General features: G+C 55.0%; 19 protein-coding genes and 1 pseudogene. 17 read left to right on the top strand and 3 right to left on the bottom strand.

The features are described from left to right. Both BHW66_RS04125 and BHW66_RS04120 read left to right on the top strand, forming a co-directional pair. Positions 1-370 (top strand): annotated as a pseudogene (locus BHW66_RS04125) (hypothetical protein); the annotation flags it as partial. Positions 371-497: 127 nt separating this feature from the next. Next, complete coding sequence (locus BHW66_RS04120) at positions 498-1,334, top strand: hypothetical protein (RefSeq protein WP_046435344.1); 837 nt, start codon at positions 498-500, stop codon at positions 1,332-1,334. 226 nt (positions 1,335-1,560) lie between these two features. Here BHW66_RS04120 and BHW66_RS04115 read toward each other — a convergent pair whose 3' ends face one another. Continuing rightward, positions 1,561-2,106 carry a GNAT family N-acetyltransferase gene (locus BHW66_RS04115; RefSeq protein ID WP_046435477.1) on the bottom strand — a complete coding sequence of 182 codons (546 nt, stop codon included), beginning with the start codon at positions 2,104-2,106 and terminating at the stop codon, positions 1,561-1,563. A 343-nt stretch (positions 2,107-2,449) separates the two neighbouring features. On the opposite strand from BHW66_RS04115, the gene BHW66_RS04110 reads away from it, so the two are divergent. The 10 genes from BHW66_RS04110 to BHW66_RS04065 all read left to right on the top strand — a co-directional run bounded on the left by BHW66_RS04110 (position 2,450) and on the right by BHW66_RS04065 (position 12,212). Continuing rightward, entirely contained in the window at positions 2,450-3,373 is a 924-nt protein-coding gene (locus BHW66_RS04110) for an SGNH/GDSL hydrolase family protein (protein WP_102758588.1), read from the top strand. Then, positions 3,346-4,299, top strand: coding sequence for a thioredoxin-disulfide reductase (trxB, locus tag BHW66_RS04105; RefSeq protein ID WP_232051391.1), 954 nt, complete (start codon positions 3,346-3,348; stop codon positions 4,297-4,299). Before BHW66_RS04110 ends, trxB begins: the two co-directional genes overlap by 28 nt. Positions 4,300-4,369: 70 nt before the next feature. After that, on the top strand, positions 4,370-5,749 hold the full coding sequence (locus BHW66_RS04100) for an L-serine ammonia-lyase (protein ID WP_046435475.1): 1,380 nt from the start codon (positions 4,370-4,372) through the stop codon (positions 5,747-5,749). Positions 5,750-5,850: 101 nt separating this feature from the next. Beyond that, complete coding sequence (locus tag BHW66_RS04095; RefSeq protein WP_012420307.1) at positions 5,851-6,540, top strand: hypothetical protein; 690 nt, start codon at positions 5,851-5,853, stop codon at positions 6,538-6,540. Positions 6,541-6,998: 458 nt separating this feature from the next. Beyond that, entirely contained in the window at positions 6,999-7,715 is a 717-nt protein-coding gene (locus BHW66_RS04090) for a PEP-CTERM sorting domain-containing protein (protein ID WP_102734468.1), read from the top strand. A gap of 165 nt (positions 7,716-7,880) precedes the next feature. Next, positions 7,881-8,891 carry an aspartate-semialdehyde dehydrogenase gene (locus BHW66_RS04085; protein WP_012420305.1) on the top strand — a complete coding sequence of 337 codons (1,011 nt, stop codon included), beginning with the start codon at positions 7,881-7,883 and terminating at the stop codon, positions 8,889-8,891. A 38-nt stretch (positions 8,892-8,929) separates the two neighbouring features. Further along, the gene (locus BHW66_RS04080; RefSeq protein ID WP_022197949.1) at positions 8,930-9,823 is read left to right on the top strand and encodes a polyprenyl synthetase family protein; all 894 of its coding nucleotides are present in this window, start codon (positions 8,930-8,932) and stop codon (positions 9,821-9,823) included. Between the two features lie 14 nt (positions 9,824-9,837). Continuing rightward, complete coding sequence (gene nadC, locus BHW66_RS04075; protein WP_046435330.1) at positions 9,838-10,701, top strand: carboxylating nicotinate-nucleotide diphosphorylase; 864 nt, start codon at positions 9,838-9,840, stop codon at positions 10,699-10,701. A gap of 21 nt (positions 10,702-10,722) precedes the next feature. Next, a complete protein-coding gene (gene pdxH, locus BHW66_RS04070) occupies positions 10,723-11,361 on the top strand; it encodes a pyridoxamine 5'-phosphate oxidase (protein ID WP_012420302.1) in 639 nt (212 codons plus the stop codon). Next, positions 11,358-12,212, top strand: coding sequence for a D-hexose-6-phosphate mutarotase (locus BHW66_RS04065; protein ID WP_046435328.1), 855 nt, complete (start codon positions 11,358-11,360; stop codon positions 12,210-12,212). Before pdxH ends, BHW66_RS04065 begins: the two co-directional genes overlap by 4 nt. Before the next feature lie 210 nt (positions 12,213-12,422). Here BHW66_RS04065 and BHW66_RS04060 read toward each other — a convergent pair whose 3' ends face one another. After that, positions 12,423-13,799: a trehalase family glycosidase gene (locus BHW66_RS04060; protein WP_164907808.1), complete on the bottom strand. Its 1,377-nt coding sequence runs from the start codon at positions 13,797-13,799 to the stop codon at positions 12,423-12,425. Between the two features lie 161 nt (positions 13,800-13,960). Then, positions 13,961-16,153 (bottom strand): GDSL-type esterase/lipase family protein, encoded by a 2,193-nt coding sequence (locus BHW66_RS04055; protein ID WP_180974399.1) that lies wholly within the window; start codon positions 16,151-16,153, stop codon positions 13,961-13,963. Between the two features lie 408 nt (positions 16,154-16,561). Between BHW66_RS04055 and BHW66_RS04050 the strand changes: the two genes are divergently transcribed. The 5 genes from BHW66_RS04050 to yidC all read left to right on the top strand — a co-directional run bounded on the left by BHW66_RS04050 (position 16,562) and on the right by yidC (position 21,693). Further along, positions 16,562-18,673: a glutamine synthetase III gene (locus BHW66_RS04050; protein WP_012420298.1), complete on the top strand. Its 2,112-nt coding sequence runs from the start codon at positions 16,562-16,564 to the stop codon at positions 18,671-18,673. Positions 18,674-18,883: 210 nt separating this feature from the next. Further along, positions 18,884-19,069: a 50S ribosomal protein L34 gene (gene rpmH / locus BHW66_RS04045; protein WP_012420297.1), complete on the top strand. Its 186-nt coding sequence runs from the start codon at positions 18,884-18,886 to the stop codon at positions 19,067-19,069. 64 nt (positions 19,070-19,133) lie between these two features. Next, positions 19,134-19,505, top strand: coding sequence for a ribonuclease P protein component (rnpA, locus tag BHW66_RS04040; RefSeq protein WP_102732083.1), 372 nt, complete (start codon positions 19,134-19,136; stop codon positions 19,503-19,505). Then, the gene (yidD, locus tag BHW66_RS04035) at positions 19,502-19,750 is read left to right on the top strand and encodes a membrane protein insertion efficiency factor YidD (protein ID WP_012420295.1); all 249 of its coding nucleotides are present in this window, start codon (positions 19,502-19,504) and stop codon (positions 19,748-19,750) included. The genes rnpA and yidD overlap by 4 nt, the downstream gene beginning before the upstream one ends. Before the next feature lie 56 nt (positions 19,751-19,806). Then, the gene (gene yidC / locus BHW66_RS04030) at positions 19,807-21,693 is read left to right on the top strand and encodes a membrane protein insertase YidC (RefSeq protein ID WP_022197678.1); all 1,887 of its coding nucleotides are present in this window, start codon (positions 19,807-19,809) and stop codon (positions 21,691-21,693) included. The last annotated feature ends 438 nt before the right edge of the window (positions 21,694-22,131 follow it).

The raw sequence follows: 22,131 nt of genomic DNA, 5'->3' as shown, positions 1-22,131 counted from the left end.
GAATGTCATCGGCTCTGACATTAAAGATTACGAATGGACTCACCGATGGAACAATCTGGTCACATTTTCGTCAAGAAACAGCATGTATCATAGCTATGTCTCTAAAATCATGGAGAAAAGATTCATCCCCATGCTGGTGAAGTACTTCCCCGACCAGGCCGGGAAAGTCGTCAAATACATCAGGAAGGCGGGATACGGAGACGGCGAGGTTCTCGACCTCATCGAAGGTTCTCGACCTCATCGACCGAACGGCTGGATACAACTCCAACACCGCCTACCTCTACCAGGGGAAAAGCGGGGAGGAACACAGGAAAAAGCTTCAGCAAAAAATACGGAATTCCTGTCCAGCCGCGAGCCGGAATGCCAATAAATAAAGGATAAAACGCCGGTCGTACTCAATAACATGCCTCAACAGCGTTCACCGGAAAACTCCGGAGTCCTGTAAGCAGTCCACTGTTTTTCCTTGGCAGGTTTCCGCCTCCGGCTATCATGCGGGCATGGGCCTTTTTCAGGATCAAACCAGCTCTTTGTCGGAAATCAAGCGGCTTGCCGCCCTCGTCACGGATCCCTCCCGCAGGGGGGAGATCGGTTCGGATCAATGGCCTCTGGCCATGATCGCCTACGGGCTGGTCACCTGCAATGAAACGGGAAGAGAAGAAGAAGGCGTCATCATTTACAACATGTTCCAATCCCGCTGCGCTCCGGACGCCCGCCGCAAATGCGCTCTGCAACTGGCAGCTTTTATCCGGCAGCGCAAAGGGGACGGATGGAGGGCCCTGCTGCCTTTTGCCATGGCGGATGAGGCGCCGGATATCCGCAGGCAATCCGCTTTCCTTATTTATACGCTGGCCGCGCCCCAGCCGGAGGAGCGGTTTCCCGGAATTGCCGGATTGGCGAATGTCATCTGCGCCTCTCCCTGCCCCGGACAGGCATCCATGGCTCCGGCGCTGGACGCCCTGATGAGCCTGGGAGACATGCGGTTTGCCCCTTATCTGTCTTTCATTTCCAAAAATCTCCCTCCCGGGCGCCTCGCGGACCTGCTGGCCGAAACGGAGGCCATTCCCACGGACCTGGGCTGCGGATGGCTGCTGGATATTCTGGATGAACATCCGGAGCTTTCCTCCACCATTGCGGCGGTACTGGCCGGGATGCCCTCCAGAGCCGGAGAAGTGCTGGACGTGGTCGTTCCCGTTCCCTCCTGGCAATTCACCAATTCCGCCGTCCAGCCGCTCCATTCCTGGAGTATTCCCGAATACAGGCTGCGCATGGAAGAGCGGCTCTCCAGATATCTTGCCCCGGAAGAGAGGGAAGCCGTGGACCGGGCATGGAGCTGAGTCTTCCGGTGTATCCCAACCCGCTGCATTTTTCAAAAAGCCGTCTCCCAAAAATGCGGAACGGCTCTTCTGATTCGGAAAATACAGGCTAAGGGGAGTTCCACAAACAGGCAAAACGCAATATGAGCCTGATGTCCTACAGGCTCATATCGGCAAAAGCCCCCCAAGGATAATTTGCTTCAAGAGGGAAAAATCCCCCATGGCGCGGATTTCCCCGTCCATTCATTCACCTCGCCACTACGTGGCGATGGTGGAAATCCACAAAGCTCCGGTATGTCTCCTCATCCAGCAAATCTCCATGCGTCATCAGCAGAAGCGGGAAAGGTTCACCCTCATCCGTATAAGGAGGATGGATATAATCAAACTGCGGATTGGGGACAAAGCCGTGCCTCTGATAAAACCCCAGCCGCCGGCGTGAGATCCCGTCCTCCGGAGGATCAATTTCCAAAATAACCTTGTACGGAAACGCATCCCTCAATTCTTCCAGAATCCTTTGCCCGGCGCCCTGGCCGCGCAGGGAGGCATCCACGGCAAAATACTCCAGATACACGAATTGTTCCCGACGCCACGTCACCAGCATCGCAACCACCCGGCCTTCCCCATTTAAAAATACTTCATAACAAAAACCGGGGTCTTGAAACGCCAACGGGAAATCCTGTATCCGCCGCTGTTCATGCACCGGAAAGCTTGTCCGGTAAATATCCAGAGAATCCAGGAACAGCGGATCATCCACACCCGTCACACGGCGCTTGGTCAGCGATTCAGACTTCATGAACCATATCCAACCACACCCGTCTCCTTTCGGCAAGTCCTCCGGAAAGTCTTCCCCAGTCATACAACCAGTTGTTCAGACTTAAATTGATGCAGAGCTTCCCAATCAAGGAGAAGGAAGAAAAATACCTTCGCGCGGCGATACGGAGACAAGGAAATCCCCGTCTGCCTGCCGGGATTGACGGCAGCCCCGGCGCCTGTACAAGGGATGCCGAAACAGAGGCATTCCATGTTCTCTTTTATCTCTATGAATTTACTTTTACCTGATGTATAGAAAGATCCTGCTCACGCCATGAATTCCATTTGAAATTTTACTCCGGAAACATGGAAACCCGTCTAAAGCCATGATGCCGCCCGTCAAGATATTCCTGCTGCTGATTTTTTCCTGGGCAGCTTTCCCCCGCCCTCTCCAGGCCCGGGAAGAGCCGCCCGCATCCCCCTCCTGGCCGTGCTGTGTTCCTGCACGCTCCGGCAGCCGTATTCTCTTTCTGGGAAACAGCTATACGTTTTTCAACCGCATGCCCGCCATGGTTAAAGCCATGGCAGACACCAAAGGATTGCGGCCGGACGTGCACATGCACGCGGCTCCGGCAGCATCCCTCCAGTCCCATTGGAATGACAGGCGTGCCCGCAACAACATGGAAGGAACGGCATGGGACTTCGTTATTCTCCAGGACCAAAGCGCTACACCTGTCCGGGCTCCGGAACGAACCATGGAGTTCGGAGAAAAATGGTGCTCTCTGGTACGAGCCGCCAAAGGAACGCCCATCCTGATGCTGACGTGGGGGAAAAGAGGAGCTTCCGGAACTCCGGACCCGCAGGAGCAAAAGGCTCTTCTTGAAACGTATTTGAAACTTGCCCGGAGGGAAAAAGCAGCGCTTGCCCCCGTGGGCATTGCCTGGGAGAATTGCCTCAAACGCCATCCAGGCATTCAGCTGTACCAGCCTGACGGCCGGCACCCGACGGAGGAAGGGAGCTACCTGACGGCATGCGTAATCTACTTCACGTTATTCGGAAAATCTCCGCTGGGCCTGCCGGGCCGCTTGTCCTTGAAAGGGACGCGGCTAAGCAATCTTCCCGCAGACAGGGCCAGAATATTGCAGACCGTCGCCAGGGATACATGCAGGCAGTTCTTTTCCGCCACTGCCGGAACCCGTCCCGCAACTGCCGGATTGCAGGCCTCTGCATTGTCTCCGCATAGCGCAAAATCTACTCGCAAAACGGGCACGGGCCCTTTACCATGGCAACGGACATATATACTATTATGAGCGAACAAGTCATTATCATCGGTGCCGGCTGCGCTGGTTACACGGCGGCCATTTACACCGCCCGCGCCAATCTCTCTCCGCTTCTGATCACGGGTTCCCAAATCGGCGGACAGCTGACCACCACGACGGAAGTGGAAAACTTCCCCGGCTTTCCGGACGGCGTGATGGGGCCGGACCTGATGTTCCTGATGCAGCAGCAGGCGGAAAAGTTCGGCACCCGGTTTGCATATGAGGACGTCAAGAGCGTCGTCAGGGATGAAGCCACCGGACTGTTCACCGTGAAGACCAGCGGCCAGAATTACGAAACCCGGAGTATCATTGTGGCTACGGGAGCATCCGCCCGCTATCTGGGAATCCCGGGAGAGGAAGGGCTGGTAGGCCACGGCCTCACCGCCTGCGCCACCTGTGACGGAGCTTTTTACCGGGACGTGCCTGTGTGCGTGGTAGGCGGAGGAGACAGCGCCTGTGAAGAAGCCATGTTCCTGACGCGCTTCGCTTCCCGGGTGTATCTGATCCACCGCCGCGACACGCTCCGCGCTTCCAAAATCATGGCGGAACGAACGCTGTCCAATGAAAAGATTTTCCCCATGTGGAATTCCACCATCGTAAGCTATAAGACGGACGACAAGGGAGAACTGGAAGCCGTCATGCTGAAGGACGTAGTAGAAGGGGATGAAACGGAACTTCCCGTCAAATGCGTCTTTATGGCGATCGGGCACACGCCGAACACTTCTTTCCTGGGGGATCTGGTGGACCGGGACGATGCCGGCTACATTATCCGGAAAACAGGGATGATGGCGACCAGGACGCCGGGATTGTTCGCCGCCGGAGATGTGGCGGATCCTCACTACCGCCAGGCCATTTCTTCCGCCGGAATGGGCTGCAGCGCCGCGATTGAAGCGGAACGCTACCTGCTGGGGCTGTAAACCCATCTTTCGGGAAGGGCCGGAAATCCCGCTGGGAATTCCGGCCCTTCCCCGCTACAGGAAAACGGACATGCACCATTACAGCATTTTTGAGCTTTTCAGCATCGGCATAGGTCCTTCATCATCCCATACCGTAGGGCCCATGCGGGCGGCGCACCGCTTTCTTGAACAGATACGCCACTCCCCGCGCTTGGCGGAAATCTCAGGCATCCGCTGCGAATGCTATGGCTCCCTGGCCGCCACCGGACATGGGCACGGCACAGACACAGCCATCATGCTGGGGCTTCTGGGGGAAGAACCCCATACGGTGGAGCCGCGCAGCATTCCCGGAAAAATCGCCCGCCTGCACCAGCAGGAAACGTTGTCCGTCACGGAAGAAAAAAACGTCCGCTTCTCTCCTTCCCGCGACTTGGATCTTTCCCACTACCAGCCCCTGCGCCTGCATCCGAACGGGATGCAGTTTACTGCCGTCAATCAGGACGGAGACCCGGTGGAAGACGCGGTATTTTATTCCACGGGGGGCGGGTTCGTCTCTTCCGAACAGGAACTTCTGCATCCGGAAGAAAGGGACCGGGAAACCTTTCCTTTTCCTTATGAATCCGCGGAGGAACTGCTGCATATGGCTGATGAGCGCGGATGCCCTCTTTCCTCCATTGTCATGGCGAACGAATGCGCCATGCTCCCGGAACGGGAAGTCCGTGAAAAACTGGACCTGATCTGGGCGACGATGAAGCAGTCCATCTCCAACGGCATGAGCGCGCGCGGCAACCTGCCGGGCGTTCTGCAGGTTCCGCGCCGGGCCAAAACTTTGCGCAAGAATCTTCTGGTGCACGGAGAATCAGCCTTGAAAGACCCTCTCTCCATCATGGACTGGATCAATCTGTACGCCATTGCCGTAAGTGAGGAAAACGCGGCCGGCGGCCGCATCGTCACCGCTCCGACCAATGGAGCGGCGGGAATTGTTCCGGCCGTTCTTAACTACGCCACCAAATTCTGCGTTTCCCCGTATCCGGATGCCGTGCATCGCTTCCTGCTCACCGCCGGGGGAATCGCCATCCTGTACAAGAAAAACGCCTCCATTTCCGGCGCGGACGTAGGCTGCCAGGGAGAAGTGGGCGTAGCCTGCTCCATGGCCGCCGCCGCTCTTGCGGAGTACCTGGGGGGAACACCCCACCAGGTGGAAAACGCCGCGGAAATAGGCATGGAGCACAATCTGGGCCTCACCTGTGATCCTATTGCGGGCCTCGTCCAGATACCCTGCATTGAGCGCAACGCCATCGCCGCCATCAAGGCCATCAACGCCGCCCGCATGGCCCTGGGCGGTACGGGCGCTCATTTTGTCCCGCTGGACAAGGTCATCCGCACCATGCTGGACACCGGAAGGGACATGCAATCCAAATACAAGGAGACCGCCCAGGGCGGCTTGGCCGTCAACGTGGTGAATTGCTGAGGGTACATGAACCCCCTCCCTTGTCTTTTCACGCGCGTCTGTTCCCGCAAAAAACGCTCCGCCGGATTGACAGATACGGGGAGCAAAGGTAGGGTGCGGGCATGCTTTCACGCCTTTTTCTCGCTCTGGCCCTGTTGCTGGGCGGCACGGGACTGTCCCGGGCCGTTCACGTCGTCATGTGCGGCGGCCCCGCACTCAGGCAATGGGAAGGGCTGAGAATACAGCCTGACAGGCATGACAACTGGTGGGCCAACTTTGTAAGGGCCTCCACCATCCGCATCGCCCAGATCCAGCAGCAAGATCCTGCCGCCAGAATCACCTGGATTGTTTACCGCCCCGGTTACGCAACCCGGGGGAAGGAAGACGGAAAACCTTACACCCGCTGGATTGCGGACCTGGCTTCCAAGTATAAAATCAGGCTCGTCTGGGTAAACAGCGCCGACCAGGCCATCCGGGCGCTGAATTCCTCCCCGCGCTTCCACGGCGACAAGGTGGAATCCTTTTACTACTTCGGCCATTCCAACTGCTATGCGTGGATGCTGGACTACGGCAACAATATCATGGCCGTTTCCACGGAATGGATCCATGAGACGGACCTGAACAGGATACGGCGGGATATTTTCACGCCGCAGTCCGACTGCTGGAGCTTCGGCTGCTATACGGGAGCCAGCATGTCCCGCTGGTGGAAACGCATCGTAGGCGTCCCCCTCTGGGGCAACACGGAATCCACCCGCTACGGCCCCGTCTCTGACGGCAGGCTGCCGGAAGGCGCGGGAAAATGGGTTAAATAGCAGGCTTGCACCGCTCTTTCCTTTAAAGACAGGCTCCCTAAAATCGGGAGCCTGTTTTGTTGCCTTTCATGGAAAGCGAGGATATGCCGGATTTTCAATCCGGAAGTCAAGCGTAAATTCTGATAACCAAGAATTTGTGCCGAACTTTATTGCATCATTGAAAACCTTTTTATGCATACGGAAAGCCTGCCGAAATATCCACCCGTGCAGAAACCGCCGCCAGCTTTTGAGACTGCTCAAGATAAGTCTGAAAACCGGAGAACTCTTTTCCCTGAAAGCTGGTACATCTGCCGGGAATGTCCGTTTCAACAGCCGCAGGAAACAGTCCGTACCCTGCAGAAAGAGAAACTCATGCACTATTTTCAGGGCATATCGGATTGAAAATCCGCTTTATTCATCATGAGCGGGTTCAAGACAGCCCGGCAAATTACAGCAATAAAAAAGAGCAACGAACAACCATGAAGAACACATTATTTCTTTCCGGTCTTATGGCTTTGTGTTGCGGCGCAGGGATGGCCGCCACCGTAGCAATCGACCTAAATGGGGAGGCAGCCGAAGGGGCATCTCTGCCTGCAAACCTTAAATTGTCTGGATTCGGAGACGTCAACAGCGGAAATGTCATCACTGCACAAAAAGTCGTCACATGGTTGCAAGGCACCACCGGCTGGCAAGGCACTACTGCAAACGGCAATTCCGGCTCCGGTATTTACGGCAGCGTCACCGCATCCGGGGATACTGATGTATCCGTGTCTTTCATCAACAGAAATGCTTACGGCGGCTCTATCGTGGGAACAGCGGTAACGCTTACCAGTGATTACGCCAGTTATACCGGATTGACTCTTTCCGTGGACTGCGCCGGGCTGCAATCCGGAGCAAACTTCACGACGCTCAATATCGTTTATCAGACGGCAGAAGGCTGGCAGATCAGCCAGTTGACCGGCCAGGCCTCTTCTCTGATTCAAACAGGCATGACCCTGTCCGTGGACTTGAGCGGTACTCCCCTTACCAGCGACACGGCTTACATCGTGATGTCCACCCGCAATGGCGGCGGAAACACGAACTCCAACCTGCTTTTTTCCATGTCAGCCACTGCTGAGGATGTCGTTCCGGAACCGGCTACGGCATCCCTGAGCCTTTTGGGCCTGTCCCTGCTGATGCTGCGCCGCAAGCGCTGAAATAAAAAACGCGATCTTTCCCGTTTTTCAACAACTGTCCGGGGTGTAAAATCTCGGACAGTTTTTCATTTTTAAGCCTGAAGGCTTGCAATCGTATTGCCATATGACCGGGCTGCCGTATAATGGGGGCGGACGGAAAATATCCGTCATTTTCTGACAACAATCATGAACCAAGCACCCCATGTTGCCATCGTCGGCGCCACCGGAGCGGTGGGCGTTGAAATCCTGTCCTGCCTGGAAACACGCAATTTTCCCGTAGGTTCCCTGAAGCTTCTGGCCTCCGCCCGGTCCGCCGGAAAACAGGTCGCTTTCCGTGGGAAAATGCTGACTGTAGAAGAATTGACGGAAAAATCCTTTGATGGGGTGGATATCGCCCTGTTCAGCGCAGGCGGAGGCATTTCCCTGAAATTCGCTCCTATCGCGGCGGCTGCGGGCTGTGTGGTCATTGACAATTCCTCCGCCTTCCGGCAGGAGCCGGACGTGCCCCTGGTGGTGCCGGAAATCAATCCGGAAGCGGCCTTCAACCACCCCCGCAATATTATCGCCAACCCGAACTGCACCACCATCATTACGCTGATGGCCCTCTTCCCTCTGCATCAGCGTTTCGGGTTGAAAACCGTCATCGCCTCCAGTTATCAGGCGGTTTCCGGCAGCGGCCAGCACGGCATTGCGGAACTGGAAACCCAGGTGCGCGCCGTAGTGGACGGCCATCCCGTAGTGAAAAATGTTTATCCCCACCAGATAGCCTTCAATCTTCTTCCCCAGATCGATTCCTTTACGGAAAACGGCTATACCAAGGAAGAGCTTAAGATGCTTAATGAAGGCCGTAAAATTCTTTCCCTGCCCGAACTCAAGGTAACATGCACCTGCGTGCGCGTGCCCGTTTACCGTTCCCATTCCATCTCCGTTACCGCCCAGTTTGAAAAACCTGTGGACTTGGAAACTGCCCGCAGCGCCTATGAAGGCAAACCCGGAGTCGCCCTGATGGACAACCCAGCGGAGGGCGTGTGGCCCACCCCGCTGGACAGCACCAACGGAGATACCTGCTACGTAGGGCGCATGCGCATGGACATGGCGATTGACAATGCCCTGACTCTCTGGGTCGTGGGCGATCAGGTCCGAAAAGGGGCCGCGCTCAACGCCGTACAAATCGCGGAATTGCTGGTCAACCGCTGACCTGTTTCCTCCACACCCCGCACCTATTCCATAACGCCATGTGTGAACAATCACTGAACGACTACATCACAGAACAATGCGCCCTGATTGACGCAGCGCTGGACAGACTGCTGCCAGCAGAGAACGAAAGCCCCGAAACCATCCACAAAGCCATGCGCTACAGCATATTTGCGGGGGGGAAAAGAATGCGCCCCGTCCTTTGCCTGGCGGCGGCAGAGGCCTGCGGAGGACTGGCAGTGGACGCCTTGGTTCCCGCCTGCGCCGTGGAAATGATGCATACGTATTCCCTCATCCATGACGACCTGCCAGCCATGGACAACGACGATCTGCGCCGTGGGAAACCCACCAGCCACAAGGCCTTCGGAGAAGGCGTCGCCATCCTGGCGGGAGACGCGCTGCTGACGGAGGCTTTTGCCGTAATCGCCCAGGTGGACGATACGGAACGCTATACCGTCAGGGATTACGTGAGGGAGCTGGCAGCCACCGGCGGCAGCACCATGCTCATCGGAGGCCAGATTCTGGATTTGGAGGGAGAACACAAGCAGCTTTCCGAACCGGAAGTCCGCACCGTGTACGAAGGGAAGACGGCCGCCCTGCTAACCACGGCCCTTCGCTTCGGCGGCATGTCCGCAAACGCCACGGAGTCCCAGCTGGAAGCTCTGACGGACTTCGGTTACAACCTGGGGCTGGCTTTCCAGGTGATTGACGACATTCTGGATCTGACGGCTTCCACGGAAAAACTCGGCAAGACCGCCGGCAAGGACGTCAATTCCCAGAAATCCACCTGTCCGGCCCTGATTGGCCTGGACGGCGCCCGTTCCGAAGCCAAATGCCGCACTCAGGCGGCTCTGGATGCCCTGATGATTTTCCCGGAAGAACGCCGCGCCCGCCTGGTGGAACTGGCCAACTATCTTCTTAACCGCGAATATTAAGCCGCTTTTCTTTCATGCCCGCAGAAACCGTATCCGACAACGTGGAAACCCTGATCAATCTGGCGCTGGCCGAAGACTTCGGCTCCGGCGACGTGACTTCCACATACTTCGTCCCGGAACATCTGACAGCCAGAGCTATTTTGACCCCCCGGAAAAAAGGCGTTCTTTCCGGCGTCAATGTCGCGGCGGAAGTTTTCCGCAAGGTGGATCCCACCCTGAAGGTGGAAGTTTACCTGCATGACGGGGAAGCCGTGGCGCCCGGCGCCGTGGTGATGCTTATTGAAGGTTCCGCCCGCTCCATTCTTGGGGCGGAACGCACCGCCCTCAACTTCATCCAGCGTCTTTCCGGAGTAGCTACGCTCACCAGACAATATGTGAAAGCCGTTTCCCACACCAGCGCCCGCATTCTGGATACCCGCAAAACCACTCCCGGCTACCGTCTGCTGGAAAAAGCGGCCGTGCTCCATGGCGGAGGCACCAACCACCGCATGGGCCTTTATGACCGCGCCATGGTGAAAGACAACCACCTGATGACGGATGGAAATACGGAACACCTCCAGGAATGCATCAACAGGCTGCGTCAGGAAAAGCCCGGTGTGGAAATCCAGCTGGAAGCGGACACCCTGGAACAGGTGGGCAACTTCCTTAAACTGGAAGGCGTGGACCATATCCTTCTGGACAACATGACGCCGGAAATGCTGAAACAAGCCGTCGCCATGCGCGGAGGACGCACCACCCCCCTGCTGGAAGCCAGCGGAGGCGTTCATCTGGATACGGTAGCCGCCATTGCGGAATCCGGCGTGGACTTCGTCTCCGTAGGCTACGTGACCCACTCGGCCCCCTCCCTGGACCTGGGGCTGGATTTCAGCGTAGAATAACCCCTCATCGTTCAACACGCCATGGACTTGTCCAATTTCAGAGAAGAATACCTCAAAGGCCAGCTGCACAGAAAGGACCTGGCGGAAAATCCCTTTGAACAATTCCAAACCTGGTTTGAACAGGCCCTGAAAGCGGATATTCCGGAACCCAACGCTTTTTCCCTGGCCACGGCGGACGCCCAGGGCAGGCCCTCCCTACGCACCGTGCTGCTCAAATATTTTGACCGGACGGGCTTTGTTTTCTTCACCAACTACGGCAGCCACAAGGCCCGCGATATTGAAGAAAATCCACAGGTCTGCATGATGCTTCCGTGGGTAATGCTGGAACGCCAGATCATCATTTACGGAAAAGCCGTCAAAGTCTCCCGCGCGGAATCCCTGAAATATTTCCTCACCCGCCCCAAGGAATCCCAGCTTGGAGCTTGGGTTTCACACCAAAGCTCCGTCATTTCCGGAAGAAAACTGTTGGAAATGAAGTTGATGGAACTGAAAAACAAATTCTCCAAGGGAGAAATACCCCTTCCCTCCTTCTGGGGCGGCTACCGAATTATCCCGGATACCTTTGAATTCTGGCAGGGCGGCCCCGGCCGCGTGCATGACCGTTTCATGTACAAACTTCAGGAAAACGGCTCCTGGACAATTGAACGCCTTCAGCCATGACCGTCCGGCGCACAACAAACCAGGGGCTTTCTTTCCTGGACGTAACAACACCGCTCTGCACGGCATCCCTGTGCCTTCAGGGAGCGCACCTCACCTCATGGAAGCCGGCAGGGCATGAGGAATGCCTTTTTCTTTCTCCCAACGCAGCCTTTGTCCCCGGCAAAGCCATCCGCGGAGGCATCCCCGTCTGCTGGCCCTGGTTCGGTCCCCGGGAAGGCGCGCCGTCCCACGGCATAGCGCGCACCTCGGAATGGCGCCTCCACCACCAGGAAATGGACAAGCGCGGCAACGTCCTGCTCTCCCTGGCTTTCTATCCGGAAGATGAATCCTATCCCGCCGCCATCCTGCGTCTTACCCTGGGCCGCACGCTGACCATGAAGCTGGAAACCACGGCGCGCACGCAGCCCTGCAAGCTCACGGAAGCCTTCCACAACTACTTTGCCGTCGGCAACCTGACCAAATGCCGCGTTCATGGGCTGGAGGACATCCCGTTCCGGGAAGAAGCCGCCCAGCCCATGAAGCACGGAGAACGCCCGCTGGCGCCGCTGGGGTGTCTGGACCGCGTTTACAACTTCCCCTCCTGTTCGGGAAAAACAATGCTGGAAGACCTCATGCTGAACCGCGCCATCACGGTGGAGCGGAATCATGCCTCTTCCGTCATCGTCTGGAATCCTGGACAACAGGGCGCCAAAAACATGGCGGACCTGGGTGCGGAGTCCTGGAATAAATTCCTGTGCATTGAAACGGGAAACGCGGAGCCCCGTTCCATTTCCCTCGCCCCCGGACAAACCCATACCCTTTACCAAAAAATTTCCGTAAGGCATATGGAGGAAGCCTGCTCTCCCCGTTAAAACGGCAGACAACATTACCTCTCAAATAATGTTCCGGAACATTTCCTTGCCGCCCTTCCGGAATTTCCTTTGTCACCCTTGCCTCTCAGACCGCCTCCAAAAGAAAAAAATTGGCGCAGGCACGGGAAAAACCCGCATCTTGCCCCGGCAAAAGGAAAAACCCCGCGGAAGAACATCAATGACGCCCTTCCGTGGATAAACAGAAGGTCCTTACAGCTTAATTTCAGTATCCCCCTTCCTTACTGAATAAGTATTGCCATTAATGATTAGAGAGTAAGAAGCATTCGACGTGACCGACACCGTGCCTTTACCATCAAAAACAATATCGGTTACAATATCGCCAAACCTCAAATTCCTGATTCCATGGCGGCCCTTATTTTTCTTCAACCTCCACCGCACTTCTTTTCTGGTTGCGGACACCTCCTTAAATCCCAGTACATTTTCAATAAACAGGGAAATCGGCCCCAGGGCTGACCAGCCGCAAAATTCCGGTCTTGCGCGGCGTCCGTGTTCCGTGGAAGGAGTATTCCCGCTTGGGCTGTAGCACTCCCAGATAGTATGCGGTTCTATGTTCCTGTAAGCGGCAAGCTGCTGGTTGATAACCTTCTCGGCAATAGCATCGGCCTCCTCATGGTAGCCATACTTTTCAATGGCCTTAATCGCCATATATGTCGTCGGCAGCCAGATTCCTCCCCGCCAGTAATCCCCGGTTTGATGATGATAATCCTTATCCGAGCGGGCCAGGGAAGGAGTCGGATAACTGCCTCCGAATTCTTCGGGATTCATCAAATGCCTGACCATGCTCCGCGCCTGTTCCCTGGAGGCAACCTGAGCCAGAAGAGGCCAGTAGGACGCAATGGTTTTAACGCGGCAGGGCTGTTTGTCCGCAATGGTGACATCGTAATAAAATCCATCCCGCTCATCCCAGTAAAGATGGTTGATCTTTTTCTTAAGCGCTTCATATTCGGCGTTCCATTTCCTTGCTTCATCTTCATTTCCCAAAGCCTGTTCCATGGCAACAATGCAGTGGGCGCTAAGAGCCTGCTGGGAAATGGCATCCACCCATAACACCTTATGGTATCCTCCGGCATCACGCCCACGGGGAGTATTGTCCATACCGCTCGCTCCCCCTGTCCAGGTAAAGCCATCATCCCCAATGGAATTCAAGTAAATACGCTGGGGGGAACACTCAAACCGTTCACCAGCCTTAGCCCGGGCAAACCATTTGAAATGCTTTTGCAGATATTGCTTCTTATTCAAGATATCATCCAGGCGTTCCTTATCACCGGTGAAGTCAAAATATTCTTTCTCCACCCACGCAAATAACGGGGGATTGTCCACTAAATGAACCTTAAGCGGAGTAACGGCTTTTTCGTGAATAGGCTTGTAAAGATTATCCAAACTTTCAACTCCGGGAAACGACCTGGGAGCATACTTGGCGAAAAGAACCATGAAACAGGTATCCCATATCCATATTTGATCTTCATAGCAATTCTCATCCATGTAGGGAGACGCGGGAAGGCCTTCCGGCCCTTTTCTGACGCGGCCTGCCGCAATTTCCCATGTCTTATGATAAAGATCCACCATTTCCCGGTTTGGATACACCGGAAGGGGAATCTCTTTTTTCCAATCCCGGTTCATGCAGGAATCCGGATGGGTTGTCGCGGAAAATCCCTGCAACGGGGCTGACAGCAGGAGAATCGAACCTGTAATTACCGATAGTTTAGCGCTCATCATTATTTTTTTGTTTATTGAATTAAAGGTTGTTTTTTCAGAAGTTCCCTGAATGCAATGTCAGCCATAATCACCTGCCCATCGGCATTGGGATGAACGCCATCGGGGAAAAGTTCCGGTTTATTCTGAAAAGGGGAGAAAAAGTCGATGGTTTCACACTTATTGTCCCTCGCAACCTGCTTCACAAGAGGAATGATCTTAGTTTCCACCGTTTCCTTGTCAATTTGGCTGGAAGATTGCCACGAGGGAAGAGGAATTGCGCAATAGATTTGAATGCCGGGCATATTTTCCCGCAGTTCGGCGATGATGGCGGCATAATTCTGCTTAAACTCGGACAGGAATTTCCTGTTCTGCGGTTTGGCGTCATTGGTGCCTAAAGCGATAATGGCAATCTGTGCATGGGAATTGAGAGCATTCCGGTACTCGCCTGTTTTAATATAGGGAAGGTCTCCCTTGGCCAGAAGGGTACGCCCGTTAACGCCGCAGTTCAGCACTTCTATTTCTTTCCGTTTGAATTTTTTCCTCAATTCTTGACCAAGAAGATGGCTCCAGCGCAAAACATCCTTATTGGCTCCGGCTACTCCTGCTCCAAAAGTATTACTGTCTCCCAGGCACGCAACGCGCAAAGGGACGGGCTGTCCGGTAACGGAAAGAACAAAATCTACGATATGGGCAGGATTGTCAAAACCGTGCGGATGGTGCCCGCCGGGGCGGCGAATAACTTTTACAGGGCCTCCCAGCTTGGCGTAACGTTTGGCGAAAACATCCGTATTCTCTTCAATAGGGACTACATCATCTTCCGTCCGGGAAATAAACAACAAAGGAATTCCGGCTTTAGCCATGCCGCGCATATTGTCCACGGGATTGCCCTTATAGGATAAAGCCTGCTGTTCATTAAAGCCATAGGCGCGCAGGCATTTGTTCCAGTCATCCGGCGAACCTTTGCCCTTGCCTCTGTCGGCCGGCCAGCTTTTGAAATCACAGACGGGGGCATCCACATAAACGCCAGCCACGCACAAAGGATTCTTCTCCGCCCAGTTCAGAGCATAAAGTCCTCCACGACTCAGTCCAAACAACACCGGTTTTCCGGAAAATTTGCGTTCATCCACCAGATACCTGTAAAATTGATCCATCACCTCCATGGCCTTGGGAGAACCGTAAAGGTCTTCCATGCTGATAAATACCGCCGCATAGCCGCGCTTTACCAGTTCGAGATCAGCTATAGGCTTATAATCAAAAAATTGTGGCCGCCATATCCATAACTGTTCTTTTCCAGAAACAACAGCCTTGTCGGGAAAGACGATGAATGCCCTGCGGCCGCCCACGGTAAACTCCTCCCGTAAAAAACCATTCCAGACAGAAACCGTCCTAGGAAACTGACGCTTGGCCATTTCCGGATCATACCCCGGAATTTCCGGCCGTGCATGTCCTGTTTTTACCAGCCATTCATTGCGGACTTTCTCATGTTTTTTCATCGTATCCGGCGTCGGCCGATGGTCTTTTTCCGCAACCTCAGGAGCAAGGCCTATTTCCGGGACCAGCCCGGCAAGAACTTCCCGGGCTATCATATGATGCCCTTCCGGACCGGGGTGCACGCCGTCACCGGAATACCTGAAACCGGGATTCCCGGCCTTCTCTCTGGCAATGAGCTTCCGAAGCCCGGGACGGATATCTATGACTTTCCAGCCGTCTTTTCTTTTAGAAACCAGCCATTCCGCGTACTTGTCCAATACAGCGTCATACTCAGCCTGCTCAGCGGAATCCCCCCGGAACAATGGAGGAGTAATGAAGACAATCTCCGCTTTTGCCGCATCGGCAGCCTTTTTAAGGCGGATATTCCCTTCCTGGTACGCTTGAAAACGCGCTTTGTCAAACGCCTGCATAAGGCCGTCATTCATCCCGTAGCATGCCAGAATCAATTGGGGCCGGTACATTTGGAGAACCCGGTCAAGGCACTCATGCAGGCATGGACGGGGGAATCTGCCACCCGCATGGCCATACTCGCTCAACCCGGCTACCGTCTCGCTGGGAACGGCAAAGTTGACAATCTCGCAGGCCTCAAACTTTTTATCGGCTTTCAAGGCGTTTTCCACCTCATTTGCCCATGGTCCCGCATAAGCAATACTGTCCCCAAGAATGGCAATCCGGCCCTTATTCAAAGGCTGGGCATGAAGCCGCATCCCCACTCCCGCACAACACAGCAGCATCAACAATAAACATCTTGCTATTAACAATAAACGCATTTCACAATAATATGGTTGTACTTATTACTACTGAAAACGAAATAGATTTCTTGCAAGATACGGAAAAATACCGCTCGGCAGGTTCCTGTGCCGTTTCATGAAACAAAAACCCGGCACTTCACCAATTCCCGTCCAGTCCTCTTCCCGACAATCACGGCCTATCCCTTCCTTTACAGCGTCCCCCTCCTTCCCCAATTTCTCCATTGCCGCCGGAGAACCATAGAAACCGGAAAACCGTTTACGCTTCTTCCCGAAAACGGATGGGGGCGGAAGAAGTCCTTTTCCTGAAGAAATAGGGCAGGATTCGGCTTGCCAAAAAGTCTCTTTTAAGGTTTGGTATGTTCCGAGCCTTTTGGCGCGTTCCCTATCAAGATGCATACAAACCCACCTTCCGATGTTGGCAACGCCGCAACCTTTATTGCGGAAATTTACGGTCAGGATGTCTTCAACATGGAGACCATGCGCAATTACCTGCCCCGCCCCGTTTACAAAAAACTGCTGGCTACCATCCGCAAGGACGAAAAACTGGACCCCGACATCGCCAATGAAGTGGCTCAGGCCATGATGACGTGGGCTCTGGAAAAGGGGGCCAGCCACTACACGCACTGGTTCCAGCCTCTCAATGGGAGCACGGCGGAAAAGCACGACTCCTTTGTGGACGTGGACCCGGAGGGAAATCTGGAACTCAAATTTTCCGGCAAGAGCCTGGTGCAGGGCGAGCCGGACGCCTCCAGCTTCCCTTCCGGAGGTCTCCGCGCCACCTTTGAAGCGCGCGGCTACACCGCATGGGACCCCACCAGCCCCGCCTTTATCAAACGGACGGAAAACGGCGCCACGCTTTGCATCCCAACCGCTTTCTGCTCTTACAAGGGACAGGCGCTGGACAAAAAGACGCCTCTCCTGAGATCCATGACTGCTGTCACCCGGCAGGCCAAGCGGCTGTTGTCCTGCTTTGGCGGTCCGGACAACATTCACGTCAGCGCCGACCTGGGGGCGGAACAGGAATACTTCCTGGTGGACAAGCAGCTTTATGCCCTGCGCCCGGACCTGATGATGTGCGGGCGCACCCTCTTCGGCAATGTGCCCCCCAAGCACCAGCAGATGGAAGACCACTACTTCGGCTCCATCAAGGACCGCGTGCTGGAATTCATGGTGGACGTGGACGAAGCCCTTTGGAAACTCGGCATCCCGGCCAAAACGCGCCACAATGAAGTCGCTCCCGGCCAGTTTGAGATCGCACCCATTTTTGAAAGCCAGAACCTGGCCGTGGACCATAATATGCTGGTCATGGAGGTGCTCCGGAAAACTGCCAACAAGCATGACATGGTCTGCCTGCTGCATGAAAAGCCCTTCTCCGGCATGAACGGCTCCGGCAAGCACAACAACTGGTCCCTCTCCGCCCCCGGTTACGGCAGCCTGCTCAATCCCGGTTCCAGCCCGCAGGAAAACGCCATCTTCCTCACTCTGCTCTGCGCCACCATCAAGGCCGTGGACGAACATGCGGATCTGCTGCGCGCCTCCGTCGCCAAATCCGGCAATGAACACCGCCTGGGGGCCCATGAAGCCCCCCCGGCCATCATTTCCATCTTCCTGGGAGATCTGCTGGATGAAATCATTGAGCAAATCGAGAAAGGAGGCACTAAAAAAGCGCGCACCCAAAAGACCATCAACATCGGCGTGGACACCCTGCCCATGTTCCCCCTGGACGCCTCCGACCGGAACCGCACCAGCCCGTTTGCCTTCACAGGCAATAAATTCGAATTCCGCGCCGTAGGTTCCTCCCAAACCTGTGCATGGCCCATGACGGTGCTCAATACCATTGTGGCGGAAAGCCTGGATGAAATCTGCACCATCCTGGAACCTGTCAAGGACAAGCCCGAGGAGTTCCACGCCACCCTCAACAAGCTCCTTCAAAACATCATCAAGAAGCATAAGCGCATTCTATTCAGCGGAGACGGCTACGGAGAAGCCTGGGTAGAGGAAGCGGAACGCCGCAATCTCCCCAACATCCCCGGCACCATTGAAGCCCTGGCCGCTCTGGAAACGCCCAAGGCCAAGGCGCTTTTTGAAAAGTACAAAGTGGTCAGCCCCGTAGAACTCCACGCCCGCCATGAAATCCAGACGGAAATATTCCACAAGGAAATCAACATTGAAGCGGAAACGGCCCTCCTGATGGTGGAAACCCTTTACATCCCCGCCGTAACGGAACAGCTCACGCAGCTTACCACCGCCATTGCCCAGATGAAGGCATCCGGAATCAAGGCGGGAATGAAAGCTACTACGGATCGCGCCAACCAAATCGGCACGCTGCTGGATATTCTCCCCGGACAGGTGAGGGAACTGCGCCGCGCCGTGGATGAAGCCGATACCAGGGCCATCCAGACGGGCATGGACAATTTGAGAAGCACCATTGATATGCTGGAAAGCCTGACGGACGCAGACCTGTGGCCCGTCCCCACATACGCGGAACTGCTCTTTCTGTAAAGCAGGCGGGCTTTTCTGGAATAGAAAAACACTGTCTATCAATCATAAAGACTACTTATCCCAGTGCTTTCCGCAAGAAAAACGGCAAATTAATCGCCTGACGGATTGACAAAACAATCAAAATAGTTATCCTTTTCGTCCGGTTGTGCATAGGCCGCTTAGACGGACGGCACTGAATCTAGTAATTCACAAGAAGCATCTTTCAACATCATGAGCAAGAGGACTTATCAACCATCCAAGCGTTGCCGCAAGCGTCAGTTCGGATTCCGTGCACGCATGGCCACCAAGAACGGAGCGGACATCATCCGCCGCCGCCGCGCTAAAGGCCGCAAGCGCCTGCTTCCCAAGGGAGCCGAAATCCAGTACAAGCGCCACACCATCCAGCACGGCCGTTAATCCAGCCGCCAGGATTCGGTTAACGCCTCCTTGGAACTTCTTTTCACGGGCCGACCCGCGGGAGATGCGTCTTACTCGTCAACAAAGCATGACCAGGGCATTCCAATTTGCCCGGGTACGTAACGAGGGGCCATCCGTAGCAGGTCGGCTTATTGTTTTAAGCGCGACCCCTTTGGAACATCCGGAGGAACCCTCCAAATTCGGTATCATCTGTACGAAAAAAATCGGCTGTGCCGTTGTCCGCAACAAACTGCGGAGACGCGTGAGGGAAATACTGAGGGCGCACGGGGCTCCTTTTGAAAACGGCGTACACCTGGTGTGCGTCCTCCGCTGGAGGGCCGTGGAAGCCAGCTACGCCGACCTGGAACGGGACTGGCGGAAAGCCGCCCGAAAACTCAAATTGCAACTTCTTTCCCGGGAACAAGACAAGACATGATGAAATGGCTGCTCATCACCCTTGTAAAGGGATACCAAACCTTCATCAGCGCTCCCCTGCATGCCCTGGGGGGCCCCGGAAGCGGCTGCCGCTATACACCCACTTGTTCCCAGTACTTCATCCAGGCCGTTCACATCCACGGAGCCTGGCGCGGCTTTCTTCTTGGCACATGGCGTATTTTAAGATGCAACCCGTGGGGCGGATCAGGTTATGATCCCGTGCCCCCGGCGCGCCACCCACGCTGAACAATTACCTTTCTTTCCCTTTCCTTTCACCAACTCCAATCAAGCTATATCACATTATGGATCGCACAGCATGGATCATCATAGGCATCTGCGCCGCCCTTCTGGGCCTGAATATTTACATGGGCAACAATAAAAAGGCTGAAACCGCCCCCATTCCCGCACCGCAGACGGCTGTCGCCGCAGCCAATGCCCCGGTTGCCGGCGTCCGCCCCGGAGCCGGAACCTCCGCCCCGGAACAGGCCTCCGTCAACAAAGCCCTTGAAGAAGACAAAACCGCCCCGATCACTCTGGTAGCCACGCAGGAAGTGAACGGGAAGCAGCAACCCTTCATCACTTACACGTTCAACCGCATAGGGGGTTCCATCGGCACGGTTACCCTGCACAACGATATTGTGGACTCCCAAAAAGTCGCGGACCATAATATCACGATTAACGAAGCCCAGCAACGGGGCATCGGAGAACTCGTTTTCAACATGGATGCCACCCAGGATCCTTCCTATGACAACACCGTGTATAAGGAAGTGAAACGCACGGCGGACTCCGTAACCCTGGAAGGCTATGACCCCGCACGGCAGCTTTTCATCTCAAAAACGTACACCCTGCACCCCGTCAAAAATCTGGAAGGTGAAATATTGCCCGGCAGCAAATATCTCATTCGCCTGACCGTCTCCCTGCTCAATAAATCTCCCAATGTCCAGGATCTGCGCTACATGGGCATCTTCGGCGGGAGCGCCTATCCTATCGCCAAAAGCGAACCAAAAGATACCTACACCCATTTCTTTTACCATGCAGACGGCTCCCTGGAACAGGAAGTGCCTTCCTATTTCACAGGCGGCTTTTTCAGCAGTGCCAAGGCCCGCGTCCTGGAAGGCCCTCTCCAGGACCTGACTTATGCCGGCGTCATGAGCCAGTATTACGCCACCATCCTTCTTCCCCAGGACCAGTCCAGGGGGTCCACCGTGTACGCCACCCGCCAGGAATTTCCTTTGACGCATGAAGGCAACACCCTGGTGCCCGGCGTCACCGTGGCCATGGGAATCCCCAATCTGACCATGGCCCCCAATGAAATCAAGACGCTCACCTACGATATTTACACCGGCCCCAAATTCAACGCCTACCTGCGTGACCTGAATCTTTCCTATCCCGCCATCAGCGATATCATGGCATACGGCTGGCTCGTATTCCTGAGCGTTCCGATGAACTGGCTGCTCAACCTCTTCCACGGATGGTTCGGCAACTGGGGCGTGGCCATCATCTGCATGACCATCGTTGTCCGTGCTCTTATCTGGCCGCTGCACAAAAAATCCTATATGGCCATGAAACGCATGTCCCTGGTTCAGCCGGAGATGGTCAAACTCAAGGAGAAATATCCGGACGACCCTCAGAAGGTGAACATGGAAATGATGAAGCTGTACCAGAAATACGGCATCAACCCGGCCAGCGGCTGCGTCCCCATGCTCATCCAGATTCCCATTTTCTTTGCCTTTTACCGTGTGCTCCAGTATTCCGCGGAACTGAGAGGGCAGCCCTTCTGCCTGTGGATGACGGATCTTTCCCTGCCTGATACCGTGGGCCACCTGTTCGGCATTCCAATCAATATTCTGCCTCTCATCATGGCTGTAACCATGATTATTCAGATGAGGATGACGCCTCAGGCGGGAGAACGCTCCCAGCGCATTATTATGAACCTGATGCCTGTAATGTTCTTCCTGTTCTGTTACAATTTCGCTTCCGCCCTGGCCCTGTACTGGACCACGCAGAATTTGATCTCCATAGGACAAACAGCCCTTATCCGCCGCTTGCCCATGCCCGTGCTTTCCCCCGCCAAAAAGAAAAAGTCGGGCTTTTTCCAAAAGATGATGGAGCAGCAGCGTGCGGCCCTGGAAGAACAGCAGCGCAAAGCTAAAGGCCGCAACATGCGCAATATAACGCCTAAAAAGTAGGAATCCCTGCTCTGCCTTCCGCCTCTGCAAGTGCGTCCGCCCCTCCGCGGCCGCACTTTTTCATGAAAAGGCGCAGGAAAAAACATTCTGCCGGCGCAAGCCTCAAAAAAGGGAAAGGAACTCCCTTACAGAATTTCCTCAAAAAACCGGCCCTCTCCAGGTGGAGAGGGCCGGTTTTCCTCGTCATATATTCATTGCGTAGTTAATTGGAGCAGCTTGGCAGAAAATGCCAAACACCCACTGGAGCAAACCTAACGGATTATGAATTCGCGGCAATTCCCTGAATAACTAAATAACAAGAATACCAATCAGTTACCTTTCAATTCACTTTTTTATCAATTGCCATCCAGCCGAATTTCCAAAACCAAAACTCCACTAACACATTTCCATTCAAACTTTCCTGTTGACTTCGAATTCATAATCCGCTCAGAACCGGGC

Origin of the sequence: Akkermansia sp. 54_46 (assembly GCF_001917295.1) — a bacterium.
GTDB lineage: Bacteria > Verrucomicrobiota > Verrucomicrobiia > Verrucomicrobiales > Akkermansiaceae > Akkermansia > Akkermansia muciniphila.
This window is presented reverse-complemented; position numbering and strand designations above follow the sequence as displayed.